The organism is Deltaproteobacteria bacterium HGW-Deltaproteobacteria-2 (assembly GCA_002840505.1).
Classification (GTDB): Bacteria; Desulfobacterota; Syntrophia; order Syntrophales; family Smithellaceae; genus Smithella.
In genome coordinates, this window is record PHBC01000005.1 from 139,939 (window position 1) to 157,029 (window position 17,091).

The following is a 17,091-nucleotide window of genomic DNA, read 5'->3' on the forward strand; positions in this document are numbered from 1 at the left end:
TTTGAAAGAATACCGAGGTGAAAAAAGAATGACGAAAGCCATTAGTGTTGCAGCGAAAACAAGACAAATAGTGAAAAAGCACGGAGGCGATAAAAGCGCAATGATTGCCGTGTTGCAGGATATTCAGGAAGCTTTCAACTACCTGCCGAAGGAAGCGTTAAAGACAGCGTCCAAAGCGATGAAAGTTCCTTTCAGCCGTGTGTATGAAGCAGCTACTTTTTACACTGCCTTTAGTTTGACGCCGCGCGGTAAAAATATAGTCAAGATCTGTGTGGGGACGGCCTGCCATGTCCGTGGCGCTGCCGCCCTTCAGGACAAGTTCGAACGCACGTTGGGCATCAAACCGGGAGAGACTACCAAGGATAAGAAATTTTCGCTGGAAACGGTCAACTGCGTGGGAGCCTGCGCTCTGGGACCGGTTGTGGTTATTAATACCGATTATCACGGTCAGGTAACAATGAAAAAAATAGATAAAATCATCGATAAAATCAATGAAGGGGGGGCGCAGCAATGAAAGAAAATTCTGATGTTCAAGCCCACCAGGTTATGGAAGAATTAAGATTAAATTACGGCCCTAATAAAAAGTTTGTTACTGTTTGCGCCGGCACCGGCTGTCGCGCTAACGGCAGTCTCAAGGTCAAAGAAGCACTGGAGGCCGAAATAAAAAAACAAAAAATGAATGTGGATGTCCTTGCCACGGGATGCCTGGGTTTTTGTGAAAAAGGGCCCATGCTGATCATCCATCCCGATAAATATTTTTATCAGTCAGTAAAAGAGGAAGATGTGCCGGAAATCGTTTCCAAAACCGTTGGCAAAGGAGAAGTTATCAGCAGGCTGCTTTACCGTCATCCGGAAACGAAAAAAACTCTGTTCAGGGAAGAGGACCTACCCTTTTACAAAAAACAACTGCGAGTGGTGTTCGGCTCCAATGGCATGCTTGATCCGACGCGACTTGACGATTATCTGGCCATCGACGGTTACCAGGCGCTGGCCAAAGTTCTTTCTGAAATGACACCGGAAGGCGTAATCAACGAAGTGAAAAAAGCCGGATTGCGTGGTCGTGGCGGCGGCGGGTTTCATGCTGCCGTCAAGTGGGAAGGAGTGCGCAAGGCACACGGCGAACCCAAGTATGTCATCGCCAATGGCGATGAGGGCGATCCCGGCGCCTATATGGACAGAAGCCTCATGGAAGGCAATCCCCACAGTATCATTGAAGGAATGATTATCGGCGCTTACGCAGCAGGTGCCAGCGAAGGTTATATCTATGTGAGAAACGAATATCCGCTGGCAGTAACGCATTTGACGATTGCGATTGCGGCGGCCAGAGAAGCCGGCCTTTTAGGCAAAAACATTTTAGGAACGAAATTTTCGTTTGACATTAAGATTAATAAAGGGGCCGGAGCATTCGTCTGCGGTGAATCATCCGCTTTATTTGCGTCGATTGAAGGCCGTGCCGGTGAACCGCGTGCCAAATATGTTCACGCTGTGGAAAAAGGCTTGTATGACAAACCCACAGTCCTCAACAACGTGGAGACATGGGCCAACGTGCCATTGATTATCAATAAAGGTGCTGACTGGTATGCTTCCATCGGGACCGAAGGATCCAAAGGAACAAAAATATTTTCGCTGGTCGGCAAGATTAACAACACGGGCCTTGTTGAAGTTCCGATGGGAACAACTTTGTACGAAATCATTTATGATATGGGCGGCGGTATTCCCAAAGGACGCAAATTCAAAGCAGTACAAACCGGTGGTCCTTCCGGAGGCTGTATTCCGGAGAGCCTGCTGGACATACAGGTGGATTTCGACAAACTTTATGAAGTCGGCTCGATGATGGGTTCCGGCGGTATGATTGTCATGGACGACACTTCCTGCATGGTGGATGTTGCCAAATACTTTACCGCCTTTTTGCAGGAGGAATCCTGCGGCAAATGCGTGCCCTGCCGTGAAGGTGTTCGCCGTATGAGAGAAATTCTTGATGATATCTCTTCAGGTAAAGGACGGGAAGGCGATGTAGAACTTCTGGAAAAAATAGCTACAGGCGTAGCGGACGGTTCTCTTTGCGCGCTGGGTGGCAGCGCTCCCAATCCGGTACTCAGCACCATCAAGTATTTCCGTGAAGAGTATGACGCGCACATCAAAGAACACCGCTGTCCGGCTGGTGTCTGCAAGGCACTCATCACCTACAGCATTGACAAAGAAAAATGCACCGGCTGTGGCGTTTGTCTTAAAGCGTGTCCCACTCAGGCAATCAGCGGCGAGAAGAAAAAAGCTCATATTATTGATAATAACAAGTGTACCCGTTGCGGCGCGTGTATTGAAAGCTGCAAATTTGAAGCAATTCTTGTGAAATAAAAAGGTAGGATAAGCCATGGTAAATTTGACTGTTGACGGAAAAAATATATCGGCGCCGAAGGGGACTATGCTTCTGGAAGCAATTCGTGGTGCGGGAATTTCTATTCCCACTCTCTGCGCACATGAGGCGGTAAGCCGTTCCGGAGCTTGCAGACTTTGCGTCGTTGAAATTAAAAAAGGCAATCGAACAAGAATCGTCACTTCCTGTCTCTACGGCGCGGAAGAAGGGCTTATCGTTAATACAAAAAGTGACCGCGTTCTTAATGTGCGGCGTCTGGTAATGGAGCTGCTTTTAGCGCGCTGTCCCGAATCTGAAGTTCTACAGAAACTGGCGAAAGAACTTTGCGTGGAATCGCAGGCAAGGTTTGCCGTCGATACGGATAAAGGCAAATGTATTTTATGCCGTTCCTGCGTACGCGTGTGCGAAGAAGTTGTCGGCGTGAGTGCCATAGGTCTTTTCGCCCGTGGTTCCCAAAAAACTGTCGGCACTCCTTACAATGAAAAATCGGACGTCTGCATCGGCTGCGGAGCTTGTGTTTATGTTTGTCCCACCGGCCATATTGAAATGACTTCAACCGGCGACAAACGCAAAATCTGGGGGCGCACTTTCAAGATGCAGACCTGTGCGAAATGCGGCAAGTTTTTCGCTCCCGTGGATCAATTAAAATTCATCAGCAAGAAAACCGGTGTTCCCTTAAACGAACTGACTGTTTGTACCGAATGCCGGTAGAATTTGTTTTCTAAAAAAATAATCGGTTAAGTATGACTACAGCGGAATTAGTTGTTGCTGCGAGTGCATTGCTGCCGGCGTTTTTTTAATCTTAATTACTCTGTTTTCAAAAAAATATAGTTTTGGAGAAGCAAAAAAATCTAGATCCTTTATTAATAAAAATTAATTTTATGATCTTGACTTTTAGAAATATAATTACTAGAAGAATAATGTTGAAAAATATTTCACATTATAATAATAAAATATAGGAGGGGAAAGATTATGTTTGCACCAAAGAATATTCTTGTTCCGACAGATTTTTCGAAATATGCAGATGCGGCATTAAAGATTGCTGTTGATATGGCAGTTACATATGATGCCAATATCTATCTCTTACATGCTGTTGATAATACAATCTCGCGAAAGTCACTTGATTACGGTATTCGTTATGAAGAGATCAAACAAATTGAAGAAAACAGTATCAGCTCGTCCGCAGAAAGATTGAAAAAACAAGCCGCTGCTATTATCAAGAGCGATAAGGTAAAAGTTGTTTTTGATACAAAGCTTGGTGATCCCTCTGAAATAATATTGAAAGAGCAGAAAGCGAAGAAAGTTGATTTAATCGTTATTGCCTCTCATGGAAAATCAGGGATTGTCAGGTATCTTATGGGAAGCGTTGCGACTAAAGTAGCAAAAAGTGCAAAGTGCCCTGTAATGGTGGTTAAGATTTAATATGAAATTAATTGTGTAGGTACGATTTAAAAAGTGTCAGCAGCAATTTATTTCATGTTGGTAGGTGATGGGTGTCGCAATTTAATATATCTTTGGTGCTTTTATTGGTGCTGAAATCCTCGTTTTGCGGCTTAAAACAACTTGACGTGAATATCTTTAAGTATCAAGAGTAAAAAAAGAGGTGCTTCATTAGTATTTCGGGAAGGAGAGTGTTATGAAACGCAGGATGGTAGGGCTTCTGTGCGTGGGGCTCGTTGTGTTTTATATGGGAGCCTTGTCTCAAGTAGCATGGGGAGCCGATAACGTTAAGCAAATTAGAAATGGTAAAACAGTATATGTTTGTAAGATGGGTACTCTGGCTCCGGAAGGGGTTGGCTGGGCTGCTCTAATCAAAACAATGATTACTCCCGGAATATTAAAAGCGACGAATAGCCAGGTGGTTTTAGATTGGTATTGGGGCGGTACGATGGGAGATGATCAGGACATATTAGCCAAGATGCGCAATATGCAGTTGCAGGGCGGTGCATTTTCCGGACAGGGACTGGTGATGGCTTGTCCGGAGATAGCCTTGATGGAACTCCCGTTCTTGTTTGAGAATTATGACGAAGTGGAATACGTTTATTCCAAGCTAAGACCTCGCATTAGTCAGTGGTTTGAGAAGAGAGGATATCATCTTATCGTGTTGGCAGAACAGGATTTTGACCAAATCTATTCCACGAAAATCCCCATCAAGACGCCTGATGATTTCAGAAACAGCCGTGTCTTAACCTGGTACGGTCCGCTGGAAGAGAGAACTTTGAAGGCGCTGGGAGCGAGCCCTTTACCTATTCGCGTGCCTGAAGTAGCCGCTTCTATACGCACAGGAGTATGCGATGCCTTCATCAGTCCGGGTATATGGGCGGTCGGCACTCAGATGTATACGGTTATGAAATACATTAATCCTATGCACATACGGTATTCACCGGCCGGCGGCGTTATCATGTTATCGACATGGAATATTCTGCCTAAAGACTTGCAAGTTGCCATTGATAATTACGCGATAACCGTTGAGAAAGAGTTCAGGCAGAAAGTCCGCGAAAGCAACGAAAAATGCCTGAAAGCCATGTATAAGTATGGTATGAAAGAAGTCAAAATGACACCGGCGGAAATTGATGTTTTAAAAAAGAAACTTGCGCCGGTTTGGGATGAATTTGCCGCAAAGGGATACTATTCGAAGGCTGAGCTGGCAGAGGTTAAGGGTCTTTTAGCGGAGTTTCGAGCCAAGAAAAGAAAATAATTAATTTGTTTAATTTATTAGCCCTGCGGTTTCTGCCACAGGGCTAATTAGCATAACGTTTTTGAGAAAAATCGTTACTGCGGTTCCTTACAGTATCGAAGTCAAAAAGGAAGAGGTAATAACCTGTAATCAACTGAATTTGTTTGGTTAAAATTGGCACATTGAAGATGTCAAAAATCAAACAAAGTTAGAAATGGTTAATTATTATTTCGGAAAGGAGATTTCTATGAGATGTAAGGTTGTATTGCTTCTGTGCATGGGGTTTGTCTTGTTTTTTATGGGTTCAGCTTCTTTGTGTCAAGTAGCATCGGCGGCAGATAGTATTAAACAAGTTAAAGATGGAAAAGCGTTGTATCTTTGTAAGATGGGTACATTGGCTCCCGAAGGGGTAGGCTGGGCCGCTTTAATCAAATCGATTATTAATCCAGGGGTATTCAAGGTTACTAATGGTCAGGTTAAATTGGATTGGTATTACGGCGGTACGATGGGCGATGACCAGGATATATTAGCCAAGATGCGCAATGGTCAATTACAGGGAGGAGGATTTACCGGACAGGGACTGGTGATGGCTTGTCCGGAAATGGCCTTGATGGAACTCCCGTTCATGTTTGAAAATTATGATGAAGTGGAATATATTTACTCTAAGTTTAGACCACGCATTAGTCAGTGGTTTGAAAAGAGAGGATACCACATTGTTGTGTTGGCGGAACAGGATTTTGATCAACTATACTCCACAAAAATTCCAATAAAAACTCCTGAAGATTTCAAGAAAAGCCGTATTTTAACATGGTATGGACCGCTGGAAGAGAGGACTTTAAAGGCTCTGGGGGCGAGTCCTTTGCCGATTCGCGTGCCAGAAGTAGCTGCTTCTATTCGTACAGGTGTTTGCGATGCTTTTGTCAGCCCGGCTCTGTGGGCTGTTGGCACCCAGATGTATACGGTTATGAAATACCTTAATCCTCTTCGCATCCGATATTCGCCGGCGGCTGGCGTTATATCTTTATCGGCATGGAACCAAATACCTAAGGAAATGCAAACTGATATTGATAATTTTGCAATGTCAGTGGAGAAGGATTTCAGGCGGCAAGTCCGCGCAAGCAATGAAAAATCTCTTAAAGCCATGTATAAATATGGCATGAAAGAAGTTACAATGACGTCGGCTGAAATTGATGTTTTTAAAAAGAGACTCCTGCCGGTTTGGGATGAATTTGCCGCAAAGGGAAACTATTCTAAGACCGAGTTAGCGGAGGTTAAAGGGCTGTTAGCGGAATTTCGAAGCAAAAATAAAAAGTAAGTGGTTTGTGTAAATTTATTGCCCTGCAGAATGAACTGCAGGGCGAAGCTATTATATATTATTTTAATATTTTTTAATTTGTATTAGGATAAATCTTTGAATAAGATATTTTTACGGTAACCCTCTTTGCCGTAGAAAAGGTGAAAAGGGCTTATTCGGTTTCGCGGCGAGCTTATCTTACGGAACAGGCTGTGAAGTTTATTGCAAGCTTTCTGTAAAATACGGATATTTTGTGTAATTATTCTAAAAGGTTACTTACAATTGGGTTGGCTGCACTTCCCTGATTGTAAAGGTAAATACATGAAAAAAAGGAGAAGCGATGTCTAGTTTATTTAACTTTTTAGAGCAGATCGATGGATTCCTTGTGCGCATAGAAAAAGGGCTGATCATTCTTGTACTTTTTCTGTTGATTGTACTTTCTTTCGGTCAGGTGGTCGCAAGGAATGTTTTTAAAGTAGGTTACATGTGGATAGATGAGTTAACGCGCGTTATAGTGTTGTGGATGGCTTTTATAGGGGGATCGTTATGTTCAGAGTATGCCAGACACATGCGAATTGATATAATTCTTCACTTAATGAAAGGAAAGAAGAAGCGTGCCGTGGAGATTATCGGTAATGTCTTTATTATAGTGATTTGTGCGTTTCTTTTTTGGGCGTCAATTAACCACATCAAATATCAAATGGAGTCTTCCGTGCAGTTGATGTTGCAGGGAGTTCCGGATTGGATAATTAGTGTAATAATTCCTTATTTCTTTATGGTGACGATGCTGAGGGCGTTATTGCGCATAAAGAAAGATATCTTAGGTGAAGAGCAGATAAAACTTCCGGTTATGGGGTCGGTTGATCTTTAGTGAAAGCTGATATATGCGTTGCAAACTAAGAAAATGCAAATGCAAAAATTACTAAAAGGGAAGGTATAAAAAAATGGCTATCATTTTCGCGATCGTTATAATATTTGGAGCTATATGCGGAGCGCCGCTTTTTGCCATTGTCGGCGGTGCGTCCATGTTCATATTTAATTTTGTTTCTCATGTTGATATATCATCGAGCATAATAGAAATGTGCCGATTGGCGAATGCGCCAGGAATCATGGCCATTCCTTTGTTTGTATTGGCCGGTTATATACTGGTTGACAGCAAGGCATCTACCCGATTGGTTAATTTATCCAACGCCTTTATAGGATGGTTGCCGGGTGGTGCTGTTATAATAACGGTTATAGCGTGTTCCTTTTTTACGGCTATGACGGGAGCAAGCGGGATAACTATTATTGCCATTGCTGCTCTGATGCTGCCGTTTCTCCTTAAGGAAGGGTACTCCGAAAGCTTTTCTATGGGGCTGGTAAGTACTACCGGAAGTATCGGACTTTTATTTGTACCCAGTTTGCCCATCATTCTCTATGGAATGTGTTGTCAGGTTGATATCACGCAACTGTTTATTGCCGGAGCCGTTCCGGGAATTTTCTTATGCGTAATAGTATCGGTCTATGGCGGGATTTATGCTGTGATGAATAAAATTCCGACGATTCCTTTTTCTTTCAAAAAACTTAAAAAAGCCCTTTGGGAGACTAAATGGGAGATACCTCTTCCCTTCGTAATCGTTGGAGGGATTTATGGAGGTCTTATTACAGTCGGCGAGGCAGCAACTTTAACTGCAGTATATGTAATTATTACTGAATGCTTAATATACCGTGAAATTAAATTTGTTCGACTAATGTCAATATTTTGGGAAAGCACGATTATGACCGGAGCAATATTGTGCGTTCTTGCCGCTGCTATGGGGCTTACCAATGCCTTCGTTGATTTGCATGCTGCTGAAAATATTATGAAACTTCTTCAATCTACATTTCATGAGAAATGGACATTCCTCCTTGCTTTAAACGCATTTCTCTTAGTTGTCGGGTGTTTTCTGGAAATCTTCTCCGCAATTATCGTGATTGCTCCGCTAATAATACCCGCGGCTTTATCTTACGGGATAGATCCGGTTCACCTGGGAATTATTTTCCTCACAAATATGGAGGTTTCCTATATGTGTCCGCCTGTGGGTTTGAATCTGCTTCTCAGCAGTTTGCGTTTTAGAGTACCGATCATGAAGCTATATTTATTTGTTATTCCTTTTTTGATTATTATGATCGTTGCTTTACTGATTATTACTTATTATCCACAGATGTCGATGTGGTTAATAGATGCTCTGGGACAGCGCAAGGAAATAATAATGATGTAGTTTGTTTTAACAACAATTAATTTTAAGGAGGGTATAATGATAACAAAAAAAATTGGACTGCTTTTAAAGAGTATTTTACTCCTCTGTTTAATTGCTTCGCTGTTCCTGGGTGTATCCGGATGTACGGCAACAAGGCATACGTTACAGAAAGCAGCTATTCCCATGATTGATACGTCGGTGGATGATCTTGTGGATAATCTGCTGAGGACGAAAAACGGCGCTTTTGTCAAAGATGGCCTCCCCGGAGCTCTGCTGGTAGTTACCGGTTTGACCGAACTGGCGCCGACAAATTACAGACTGCTGGCAACGACATCCTTCCTGTATGCGGCTTTAGGCCTGTTTGTAGAGGACGAAAATAAAGATTATGCCATATCCCTGTACAAGGTCGGAACAGAATATGGTATGCGGGCCATGAAGGTCAATAATTCCAAATTTCGTAAAGCCTTGGAAGAGGGGGTTCTTGTGCCTGATGCGGCCAAATACCTGACGAAGGATGATTTGAAGGCTCTGACCTGGTACGGGATCAACCTTGCCAAGCGTGTGACGCTGCAGTTGGATACCCCGGAAGAAATTACGGATATTCAAGACGCCGTTGCCACGGCAAAGCGCTCTGCCGAGCTTGATCCAAAGTATGCCTGGGGTGCCAACTGGGCCCTTCTTGGTATATTTTATGCTGTTGTGCCGGCATTCGGTGGCATGGGCACTGGGCCGGAGGCTTCAAAAGAAGCATTTGCTAACGGTAACAGAGCAGAACAGGGTGAATTTGGATTGATGGATGTAATGGTGGCGAGGTATTTGTGCCCCCTCCTCAAGGATCGGGACTGGTATGACCAACTGAATAACCGGGTGCTGGAAATGGATCCCTGCAAACTGGGCGGCGGCCTATGCGTCATCAACGAGCTGGCCAAACAGAAGGCGAGGTCCAATGTAGAAAATAAAATCAAATGGATGGGTTATTAAGAGCGGTTTGTTTTTAAACATGCAGGTTGTTCAGGCTCTTTCGCTTGAACAACCTGTTTTATTTAAATCCTCTCAAAAAAGTTTATAGTGCCTTTTCAGATTTATTAGAACTCATTTCCAACGATTGCCATCCATTCACACCAAAATAAAAGAAAATACGGAGATCAGGAGCATTCCCCATGCAGTTGCATTCATGCCCATTAAGGGGATTAAAATTAAACTGCCTAAAAGTGAGCCAATACATCCGCCGATGAGATCAGCCGAATATAACGGTGAAATTATTTTTTTTTGATCTGCAACTTCATAAAGGCTGGTATAGGCAAAAATGCCGGCTACTAAAAAACCCGTTATTGTCAGAAGGCATGCAATGATGACCAAGCCGGTAGAAATATTTTCTGTTATTTGCATTTCCGTGAATACGCACAAAATACAGAATCCAATCAGCAGAGCGATGCCATACCATTGTAAAATTATTTTATTGTTTGTCTGACGCAGCATCGCTTTGTTAATTATAAATGCGCCCAAAGTCAAACCCGCCATGAAACTCATCAGGAGCAGTCCTATGTCCTGATAGAGCACCCCGTGTTTAACCTGATAATAAAGGATGAGAATTGTTTCCATAACCATTCCCATAAATCCTGCTGCGGAAACCAGTAGTGCACGGCGGAGCGCAAGGCGGGAACGACTTAAAAGAAAAATGACAGGCAGAATGATGCCCAGTAGCAATAAAGATGGTTTAAAAAATCTTTTATCCATAATTGAAGACAGATCAAGAAGAGCGAGGCGTGGGAAAAATTTCGACAACCAGATTATGAAGGCGTATTGATAGCAAACCGGCCTACTGTCAGTATTGGGCAAGACTTTTTCTCTCGTGAGCAAATTTCTTATTTTGAAAAACCTGTCATTTGTAAAAAGGTAATTGATATAATTTGGTGAAATTAATCTTGTTGTTATTTTCATATCCAGTAACCGGCGGGACATGATCTCCGGTGAGTGAGGCAGTGTTGCGTGCGAGGCAGTCACAACATTGATTGTCCCCGGAAGAAAAAGTACTTCTGAAAAAACGGACTGCAGAGCGTTGTAGATACTGGCGTTGCGGCTGATGAGCGGCCTTGTCCACAAGTTTTCAGCGGTGCGGAGTCTTAATCCCAGAATTCCGCCCGTATTTAATTTTGCGGAGCATTGTTCAAAAAAATCCCGCGTATAAAAACGGTTTGCCTGTCCCGATGTTGGTTCCGGCATACCAACCAGAATAAGATCGTACGAGTCGCTTTTTTTAAGATACTGCCGTGGATCGGCAAATATAATATGTATGTTTGGCTCTTTAAGCGATTTTCGGATTTCATCAGGAAGATATGGTGTTGCCATATTTAACATGACAGGATTAAGTTCTACATAATCAATCCGCCTTGGTTTGTACTTTGCTATTTCACTGACAATTCCTTCGATTCCGCCACCCAAAATCAACACATCCTGCGGGTCGTGATGCTGAAGCGCTGTTAAATGGCAAAAGTATTCTGCATCTGTTCCTTCAGTTTCAAAGGCCAGAGCGTCATTTTCAAAAACAGACATCTGATTATAAAGTTTGGTTACGGTAATTCTGCCATATGGAGAATCATTGCTTTCCAGTAGATTCGGGTGATTCCATGTAGTCATCCGGCGATCCAGAAAAGATACATTCCCAAGCAGCGACAGAAAAATGCAAACCAGTACAATCGATGTCCAGCGTAGAAGCGATTTGTTTAATCCTTTTAAAATTATTATAGAAATTATGACTGAAATAAGAGCACAAAAGAGTGCAATAGAACAATTACGTAGTCCCCACATGATAAAAAGTGTGGAAAATAATCCGCCGATTAATCCGCCCGCACTTTCAATAGCATAAGCAACAGCCAGTGTCCTGCCTGTTGTAACGTAGATCTTTGCTGTCCACTGGAATAGAAGACCGGACAATAAACCCGCGGGGAGAACGGAAATAACGGCAACGGTTAGTTGCTGAAAAAAGGTCAGATAAGCTCCGGGTACACCGCCCAAAAGAAGACGGCTGTAACGGATGAACGCGATATCCAGTGGTATGGCGATTCCCAAAAAGATAAAAAGTATTGCAATGTGATTAAGCGATGGAGAATGAATCCGGCGTCCGATAACTGCGCCTACCGCAGTCCAGAATAGCCAGATTCCCAAAGCCAACAGGTAAATCAGTTCGACTCCGTAGAAGGAAACGTTCAGTTCCCGAAGCAGGACAACCTGTCCCAGAATGGAAACCAATCCGATGGCGACAAGAGAAATGTTCATGAGATTATCTAATTTCAGATTCACTAAATACTATAGCTTGAAAAGTTGATAATTGGGCATCCTTCTTCCAGCATCCCTTTTCCAGCCCGGATTTCCGGCAAAGATTGTCCAGCAATTCTTCGCGATTCCATTTTTGTTCCGTTGCCACTTGAGGAAGGAAAACGGCCTGATGACCTTGTTTATTGAGTAACACACCATCCTGACCGACAACGACATCGGTGGCTACTACTATTGGTTTAATTGGTGTCAGTACAGATATTTCTATTTCGATATCGCTTAGTTCATCTGCGGTTAACGGATTAAAACGAGCATCATTAAAAGCCGCCTGAATTGCCATAGTGCCGACAATTTTGCCCAGAGGCTCATCTCCGATGATGCGACCGATACAGCCGCGAAGGTCTCCTCTTTTCTTGAGCGTCACAAAAGCGCCACGCGGCTGCTGCAAAGCCGCGCTGAAATTTCTTGCCAGAGGAACTGTGTCAGTCGAAAACAGTCTTGATATGGTTTCTCTGGCAAATGAAAGTAGCATCTTTTTATCGGATGGCGTGAGCGACGTGGATGCATCGGTTTGTGCTGCTTGAGTGAACACGTTGGTATCCTTTCCTTCTTCATCTGCAGTTAATACAATAGCGCCATAGCCCACGACACGTGAGCGTTCGCCGACAGAAGTATCTCCTGAATTGGCATAACTGATAATTGAGCCGCGAGTGGCGCTCAGAGATTTTGCTGCTGCCATTGCCACTATGATGGGAGCTTCTCCGCAGGCGCTGGTATACAGGTTAGGAATATTTCTATTCCTGTGAGACTGCAAAGTATTTTGAAAAACTACTGGATCAAGTCCAGCGATAGCTGAAAGAGTTTCTCTGTCCACGATGTTTGCGTCCTGGGCAGACGGATAATGCGAAAGGTCTGAACTCGCGATAATCAATGCGTTCTTGTTTTTTAAAATCTTTGCCAGAGCCTGGCCGAAACGAATACATGTTTGAATGTCCTGTGAACCGATAACAACGGGGACAATCTTTGCTTTAGGAAAGACAACCTGAATAAAAGGCACCATGACTTCGACGGAATGCTCAGATTCATGGAGTGTTTTATCCAGCATGCAATCGGCCGGATCCGCCTTCTTCAACAAATGGATAATATTCTTTTCTATCTGTGCCGTGCCCAGAGGAGTGCGAAAACCATTCCCAGGGTAAAGCGATATTTTCTCCATATCTGAGCTCGTATGCTTTGTTCCCAGGATGACGATAAAATCGTATTTCTGATTGGCCGCTTGCTTGAACCCGTCGGCGCAAATCTGACCGGAGTATATGTATCCGGCATGGGGAACAATTATGGCAACAGGTTTTTTGATTTTGACAGGCAGAGCATCCTGAAGAAATTTTTCGACAGCAAGTTTCAGTTTGGCCGCTGATTCAGGATAGAACTTTCCTGCGACAGCCGGTTCGCGAACATCTGAGTCCGAAACTTTATTCGCCTGGCAGGCCACGGCAAAACAAAAAATGATGACCAGCAGCACAAGGCTTAGTCGTAATATTTTCATTTTTTTATAACCTCTTTTTATGTCCACACACCGGCAATCTTTCGTTTGCAGAATTTGCAACAACCGTCCTTTATGTTCATTTCTGTAACAAAAAATCCATGTCGCTTTACTACAGCCTTTTTACAGTTCGGGCAGTAAGTGTGATTTCCCGGATGATCCGGCACATTGCCCACATACGGATAATGCATCCCTTTGCTCACGGCCATGTTATAGGCGCGCTCCAGTGTGGTAACAGGTGTGGGAGGGAGATTAAGCAACTGGTAATCGGGATGAAAGCGAGAGAAGTGAACGGGCACATCGGGGCCGACTTCTCCCAGTATCCAGTCGATAAGTCCCTGTAGCATTTTGTCGGAATCATTCAATGTGGGGACAACCAGATTGACAATTTCCAGATGAACACGACTTTTTGCTATCTGTTTGATGCTTCTGAGCACTGGTCGCAATTCCGCCCTGCATACAGTGCGATAGAAATCCTCGCTGTAGCCTTTCAGATCAATCTTAATAGCATCCAGTGTTTTGCACATTTCCGCAAGAGGTGCCTCGTTCATGAATCCGCAACTTATCATTACACAACGAAGGCCCTGCTTTTTCGCGTCACGCGCAATGTCGGTGAGATATTCCGTAAAAACAGTTGGTTCATTATAAGTAAAAGCAATGACGGGCGACTTGTTGGCACGTGCGGCATCGATTATCCTGACAGGCGGCGTAAAAGAAACCTGATGATCTTCGGGTGATGATTGAGAGATTTCCCAGTTTTGACAGAATTTGCAGCTAAGCGGACATCCGGCGGTGGCCAGAGAAAATGCTGCAACTCCCGGCAGGTAATTATAAAAAGGTTTTTTCTCTATCGGATCGATGTGAATAGATACGGGACGGCCATAGACAAGGCTCTTCAACTCTCCATTGACGTTCATGCGGGTCCGGCAACGTCCGCGTTGACCGTTAACAATAGCACAGCCATTGGCGCAAAGAAGACATCTGACAATGGTTTCTTCTTTCGGGCCGCCTTTAAATGTGAGCGGCTTCCAGTAACGGGCCCGGGGAGCTGATCGAATAAGGTCCTCTGAATAAGTGTCTGCGAAAGCGATGCCTGAATCGTTGCCCAACAAATATTTCTGCCACGAGGGATCGCACAGAATCATTCCCGTGCCACCAACGGTTGTGGCAAGTCTGGTAAGTGTTACTAAAAAATCACGTCTTGAAAGCATGGCGTCCTTAAGAAATTTATCCAGGTAGATGATTGTTACACAATATTTGTATAATGGAATTATAGGAGAAATAAGCATGCCAAGTCAATGGGCAATAGGTGTGGCTGGTTTTAATTGACATACAATCGTTGTTTTCTTATACTCTTTAATAAAAGCAAATTATTATCGATTAAAGAATATTTAACCGGTTTATTCTGGAGGATATAATGGAAAAGCTATTTTACCCGGATTCTATTGCCATCATCGGCTTGTCGTCAAAGCCCAACAATATTCCACGCCTGGTTCTGGAAAACCTCATCCGCTGGGGGTATAAGGGGCGCATCTTCGGTGTAAACCCGCGCTCCAACGATATCCATGTAGACGGTATCAAGATGTACAAAGAAGTCAGTGAATTACCGATTGTTCCGGATCTCGTTTACGTTTTAATTCCCGCGAGTTTCGTGCCTGGTGCCATCGAATCATGCGGCAAAGCCGGCGTAAAACGGATGGCTATTCCCTCCGGCGGATTCAATGAAATGGGAGGAGAAGGAAAGAAGCTCTCTGACCTGGCTTTGCAGAAAGCCAGACAATATGGCATTCGGTTTGTGGGACCTAATGGGGTTACTGTTGCCAATACAGCCAACGGTTTATGTCTTCCCTTCGTGCCCTCATTTAGCCCGCCCAAAGGGGGGCTTTCCATTATTTCCCAGAGCGGTGGGGTGGGTCTTATGCTCTGGAATCTAATGACCGACGAAAACGTCGGCATGGCCAAATTCGCCAGCATAGGAAACAAACTGGATTTGGATGAGGTAGATTTTCTGGAATATTTTGGACGTGATCCGGAGACCAAGGTCATCGGGATGTATCTGGAGAGCATCCCCAGGGGAGAGCGCTTTGTCGAGATTGCCTCCCGTATCAACAAGCCTGTGATCGTACTGAAATCCAACACGACCAATGCAGGTAAAAAGGCAGCCATGAGCCATACTGCGGCTCTTTCCAACAACGAAGCGATTATTGACGCGGCTTTCAAACGGGCGGGCATCATTCGTATTTATCATTTTAATGATTTTATCTCCGTGGCCAAGGCTTTTGACCTGCCCCCAATGCGTGGGAAACGAATCATGGTCATGTCTCCTGCAGGTGGATTTACCGTTATGATGGCGGACCTCTGTGAAGAATCAGGCTTTGAATTTGCCGATCCAGGCGCCGCTTTTTACGACGAGCTCAAAAATTCGTCCAATGCCGGAGTCATCAATTTTTCCAATCCTCTCGATATGGGTGACATCTATGACGCCATGGCTTATCCCCACATTTTCTTTTCCCTGATGCACAATGACAATGTTGACGGTGCTGTTTTTGTTACTCAATGGCCGGAAATGCCGCGTGGCGAGGACATTTTTTATAAAATGTTTCACACGGACCTTTCCAAAGAGGTGACCGGAACGATTCTATCATCGGGAAAACCTATAGGGGCCTGCCTTTTCGGTCTCTCTTCGACCATTTCCCGCATCAAACAAAATCTTGATGTTCCTATCTTCAACAATGCAATCGAAATGATCCATGCCTTTGAAAAACAGCGCGACTATTACGCTAAAAAAGCGGAGGGTTTACCGATCTATACTTTGCCCGATGGTATTGAAATGGGGGCTGCCAATAACTGGATTAAAGGCAACGCAGGTGTAAGGGGAGAGGAGGCCCTGGAACTGCTGAGTCACTTTGGCCTTGCCGTTGCCGAATCCGCTGTGGCCAAAGATGATAAAGAAGCCATTCATGTGGCCGAACGAATCGGTTATCCCGTGGTAATGAAAATCGTTTCGCCCGACGCCATACATAAATCCGAAGCCGGTGGTGTCATAACGGGAATTCAGAATGCGGAAGATGTTCGAAGCTCTTTCGGACGCATTCGGGAAAACCTTTACCGCTATAAGAAAGATGCCGATTTTCAAGGTGTGCGAATCATGAAACAGGCCGGTGAAGGCTACGATATGTTCATCGGCGGGCAATTTGATCCCTCATTCGGTCCTATTGTTTCTTTTGGTTATGGTGGAATCTACATCGAGGTTTTCCAGGACATCGCCAACATCCTTTGTCCCGCCAATAGGCAGGAGATTGATGACAAAGTTCGAAAACTGAAATCCTGTAAAATTCTGCAAGGGACCAGAGGGAAAGGTGCGGGCGATATTGCCGGCTATGTGGCCATGATCGAGAGAGTGACCCATCTTCTCCATCAGTTCCCTTCTATCAGAGAACTGGATATTAATCCTGTTCGGGTTCTTGCCGATGGGTCCGGTGTAGTCGCTCTGGATGCGAGGATAAGAATCGAAGCCTGAATTTCTGGAATAGATCAATATAGAAGTCATTAGATGCTTTCGACAAACAATTTTCTAAAAAAGTTAATTGATGAATTCTGAAAATTTCTAAAACAAAGAAGCCAGCAAGCTATATTTTTTTAAAGTAAAATGGTATAATTTGCCTCAATGAAAGTTATTATCCCTTTAATGCAGTGGCGTATTATATATGG

13 protein-coding genes are annotated in these 17,091 nt (G+C 44.0%); 10 read left to right on the forward strand and 3 right to left on the reverse strand.

Translation table 11 applies throughout. The features are described from left to right. Positions 1-28 precede the first annotated feature (28 nt). The 9 genes from CVU62_11305 (at position 29) to CVU62_11345 (ending at position 9,545) form a co-directional block, all read left to right on the forward strand. On the forward strand, positions 29-514 hold the full coding sequence (locus CVU62_11305; protein ID PKN37183.1) for an NADH-quinone oxidoreductase subunit NuoE: 486 nt from the start codon (positions 29-31) through the stop codon (positions 512-514). Next, the gene (locus CVU62_11310; GenBank protein PKN37184.1) at positions 511-2,355 is read left to right on the forward strand and encodes an NADH-quinone oxidoreductase subunit F; all 1,845 of its coding nucleotides are present in this window, start codon (positions 511-513) and stop codon (positions 2,353-2,355) included. The genes CVU62_11305 and CVU62_11310 overlap by 4 nt, the downstream gene beginning before the upstream one ends. Before the next feature lie 16 nt (positions 2,356-2,371). Beyond that, positions 2,372-3,085 carry a (2Fe-2S)-binding protein gene (locus CVU62_11315; protein PKN37185.1) on the forward strand — a complete coding sequence of 238 codons (714 nt, stop codon included), beginning with the start codon at positions 2,372-2,374 and terminating at the stop codon, positions 3,083-3,085. 261 nt (positions 3,086-3,346) lie between these two features. Then, complete coding sequence (locus tag CVU62_11320) at positions 3,347-3,796, forward strand: universal stress protein (protein PKN37186.1); 450 nt, start codon at positions 3,347-3,349, stop codon at positions 3,794-3,796. A 214-nt stretch (positions 3,797-4,010) separates the two neighbouring features. Then, on the forward strand, positions 4,011-5,072 hold the full coding sequence (locus CVU62_11325) for a C4-dicarboxylate ABC transporter substrate-binding protein (protein PKN37187.1): 1,062 nt from the start codon (positions 4,011-4,013) through the stop codon (positions 5,070-5,072). 193 nt (positions 5,073-5,265) lie between these two features. Beyond that, positions 5,266-6,366 carry a C4-dicarboxylate ABC transporter substrate-binding protein gene (locus CVU62_11330; protein PKN37188.1) on the forward strand — a complete coding sequence of 367 codons (1,101 nt, stop codon included), beginning with the start codon at positions 5,266-5,268 and terminating at the stop codon, positions 6,364-6,366. A gap of 319 nt (positions 6,367-6,685) precedes the next feature. After that, positions 6,686-7,216, forward strand: coding sequence for a hypothetical protein (locus CVU62_11335; GenBank protein ID PKN37189.1), 531 nt, complete (start codon positions 6,686-6,688; stop codon positions 7,214-7,216). 73 nt (positions 7,217-7,289) lie between these two features. Further along, positions 7,290-8,585: a C4-dicarboxylate ABC transporter gene (locus CVU62_11340; GenBank protein PKN37190.1), complete on the forward strand. Its 1,296-nt coding sequence runs from the start codon at positions 7,290-7,292 to the stop codon at positions 8,583-8,585. 36 nt (positions 8,586-8,621) lie between these two features. Next, the gene (locus tag CVU62_11345; protein ID PKN37191.1) at positions 8,622-9,545 is read left to right on the forward strand and encodes a hypothetical protein; all 924 of its coding nucleotides are present in this window, start codon (positions 8,622-8,624) and stop codon (positions 9,543-9,545) included. A 135-nt stretch (positions 9,546-9,680) separates the two neighbouring features. On the opposite strand, the gene CVU62_11350 is transcribed toward CVU62_11345, so the two are convergent. From CVU62_11350 to amrS, 3 genes are read right to left on the reverse strand one after another with little or no spacing between them, the layout of a single operon-like run. Further along, positions 9,681-11,864 carry a hypothetical protein gene (locus CVU62_11350; GenBank protein ID PKN37192.1) on the reverse strand — a complete coding sequence of 728 codons (2,184 nt, stop codon included), beginning with the start codon at positions 11,862-11,864 and terminating at the stop codon, positions 9,681-9,683. Further along, on the reverse strand, positions 11,845-13,383 hold the full coding sequence (locus CVU62_11355; protein ID PKN37193.1) for a hypothetical protein: 1,539 nt from the start codon (positions 13,381-13,383) through the stop codon (positions 11,845-11,847). The genes CVU62_11350 and CVU62_11355 overlap by 20 nt, the downstream gene beginning before the upstream one ends. Before the next feature lie 17 nt (positions 13,384-13,400). Further along, a complete protein-coding gene (gene amrS / locus CVU62_11360) occupies positions 13,401-14,669 on the reverse strand; it encodes an AmmeMemoRadiSam system radical SAM enzyme (GenBank protein ID PKN37194.1) in 1,269 nt (422 codons plus the stop codon). 128 nt (positions 14,670-14,797) lie between these two features. Here amrS and CVU62_11365 point away from each other — a divergent pair, with 128 nt between their 5' ends. Then, the gene (locus CVU62_11365) at positions 14,798-16,900 is read left to right on the forward strand and encodes a hypothetical protein (GenBank protein ID PKN37195.1); all 2,103 of its coding nucleotides are present in this window, start codon (positions 14,798-14,800) and stop codon (positions 16,898-16,900) included. Positions 16,901-17,091 lie beyond the last annotated feature (191 nt).